Origin of the sequence: Streptomyces sp. FH025 (assembly GCF_017427025.1) — a bacterium.
Classification (GTDB): Bacteria; Actinomycetota; Actinomycetes; order Streptomycetales; family Streptomycetaceae; genus Kitasatospora.
The window spans coordinates 1-1833 of the sequence record NZ_JAFLNG010001044.1; the positions used below are offsets into that span (position 1 = coordinate 1).

3 protein-coding genes are annotated in these 1833 nt (G+C 72.2%); all 3 read right to left on the reverse strand.

Annotated elements, in window-relative coordinates:
* Window positions 1–61: 61 nt before the first annotated feature.
* Entirely contained in the window at window positions 62–865 is an 804-nt protein-coding gene (locus J0670_RS37070; RefSeq protein WP_207817175.1) for a DUF3710 domain-containing protein, read from the reverse strand.
* 69 nt (window positions 866–934) lie between these two features.
* Window positions 935–1402, reverse strand: coding sequence for a dUTP diphosphatase (dut, locus tag J0670_RS37075; protein ID WP_207817176.1), 468 nt, complete (start codon window positions 1400–1402; stop codon window positions 935–937).
* On the reverse strand, window positions 1399–1833 hold a 435-nt coding region (locus J0670_RS37080; RefSeq protein ID WP_243438053.1), incomplete at its 5' end, for a PaaI family thioesterase. The genes J0670_RS37080 and dut, both read right to left, overlap by 4 nt.

The following is a 1833-nucleotide window of genomic DNA, read 5'->3' on the forward strand; positions in this document are numbered from 1 at the left end:
CCTCCGTCCGGGGGTTCTGGACGGAGGCGATGTGGAGGTGATGCGGAGGCGAGCAGTCCGGTCAGCGGACCTCAGTGATCTCCGGGCCACGCGCGAACGGGTCGAGCGAGGCGCCACCGAAGCGGCTCTCACCCTCGCCGGCGGCCGCTGCGGCCCCGCCGCCGTCGGCGACCATCTGGGCGTCCTCGGGAAGCTTCAGCACGATCGGGTCGCGGGGCGCCATCGGGCTCTCGCCGCGCACGACGACGGTCTGCCGGAAGACCTGCTCCAGGATGCCGGCCATGTCGGGCTGCACGGCGGCCTGGCCCGAGATCACGCCGCGCAGGAACCAGCGCGGGCCGTCGCAGCCGACGAAGCGCACCAGCTGCACGCCCTGGGTGCCGTCCGGCAGCTGCACCGGGACCTGGGCGCGGAGGTGCCAGCCGAGCGGGCCCTCCTCCTCGTCGACGAGGCCGCCCTGCGAGGTGATGCCGTTGGCGATCTCCTCCCGGACCTCTCCCCAGATGCCCTCAGACTTCGGGGCCGCGAAGGCCTGGAGCTGGATGGCGCTGTTGCCGAGCACGAGGGTTGCCGCGACGATCGCGTCGCCGGCGACCTCGACGCGCAGCTCCATGCCCTCGACACCGGGAACCAGCAGACCCCCGAGGTCGACTCGTCCCTCCTCCGGGTTCTCCAGCTCGGAGTGGTCCCACGGGCCGTCCGGCCGCGGGGCCGGCGGCAGGCCGACCTTGTCGGCCGGGTCCAGCTCGGTCACGTTCTCGCTCTCGGCGGAACCTTCGACGTCATCGGCCGTCTCGTCGGCGCTGATGGCGTCGTCGGCGAGCTGCTCGACAGCGTCCTCGCTCTTCTGGCGACGACGGAACACGGTCACTGTCCTTCCCGGTCCAAGACCGATGCGAATACCTGCTCGGCTTCCTGCGAGGCCGCGGGCATGCTAGACCGCGGCGTGGCCGCCGGTCGACCCGAACCCGCCCTCGGCGCGTGCCGACCCAGGCAGCTCGGCCACCTCGTGGAAGCGGGCCTTCTCGACCTGCTGGATCACCAGCTGGGCGATCCGGTCCCCTCGGCGGAAGCTGACCCCCTCGTGCGGGTCCAGATTGACGACGATCACCTTGATCTCTCCACGGTACCCGGCATCGACCGTCCCCGGGGCGTTCACGAGAGCAACTCCGCAACGCGCTGCGAGCCCGGAGCGGGGGTGGACGAACGCCGCGTAGCCGTCGGGCAGCGCGATGGCGATGCCCGTGGGGAGCACCGCCCGCTCGCCGGGGGCCAGCTCGGCGTCGACGGTGGTCCGCAGATCGGCGCCGGCGTCGCCGGGCTGCGCGTACTCGGGCAGCGGCAGCTCGGGGTCGATGCGCCTGATCAGGACGTCCAACAGCGGGTGGGGGGTCTGGCTCAAGGGTTCACCTCAAAGGCTCGTGCGCGCTTCATCAGATCCGGGTCGTCGAGGACCTTCTCGATGTCCTCGGGACGACCGTGCGTGGTGAAGTGTTCCAGCTTGACCTGGATGAAGAGGGCCTGAGCGCGCACCGCGACCGGTCCGTCCGGGCCGCCGATCCGCGCCTCGGCGGCGCTGTAGATCTTGCGGCCGTGCACACCGGTGACCCAGGCGCGCAGGTGCAGCACCGAGTCGACGGGCACCGGGCTGAGGAAATCGGTCTCCAGCCGGCCGGTCACGGCGGGCGCGTGCAGCAGCCAGTTGAGCGTGCCGAGGGTCTCGTCCATCGCCGTCGTCAGCACGCCGCCGTGGGCCAGGCCGGGGCCGCCCTGGTGGACGTCCCGGACGGTGAACTCGGCCGTCACGTCGAGGCCCTCGCCCGCGACCGCGTC